The organism is Pantoea sp. SIMBA_079, assembly GCF_046940275.1.
Taxonomy (GTDB): domain Bacteria; phylum Pseudomonadota; class Gammaproteobacteria; order Enterobacterales; family Enterobacteriaceae; genus Pantoea; species Pantoea borealis.
Genome location: NZ_JAWRYR010000822.1, coordinates 1 through 242, shown reverse-complemented (window position 1 = coordinate 242; position 242 = coordinate 1). Strand labels below are relative to the sequence as shown.

The 242-nt window shown below is 64.9% G+C and carries 1 pseudogene; it reads left to right on the top strand.

Annotated features, from left to right (window positions below):
* Window positions 1-242: pseudogene (locus tag SB719_RS22250) on the top strand (hypothetical protein); the annotation flags it as partial.

The window sequence follows — 242 nt, the reverse complement described above, 5'->3', positions numbered from 1 at the left end:
CCCGTGAAGAGCTCGCTCGCGCGCGCGACATGGGTGAGTACTTCCGGGTCGTCGCCGACAACCGCGACCTCAACTACAGCGTCTACTTCGAGGAGGGCGACGTCTCACAGACCCGCTTCGAGGACTACGACTCCCACACTGTGCAGCAGATGTCCGTCCGAGAGGTCGAAGAGCTGTTGCTCACATTGCCCGAGGTGCGCGCCGAACTGCGCCAGGCCGGGATCCCCGAGACTGCGGTCTCG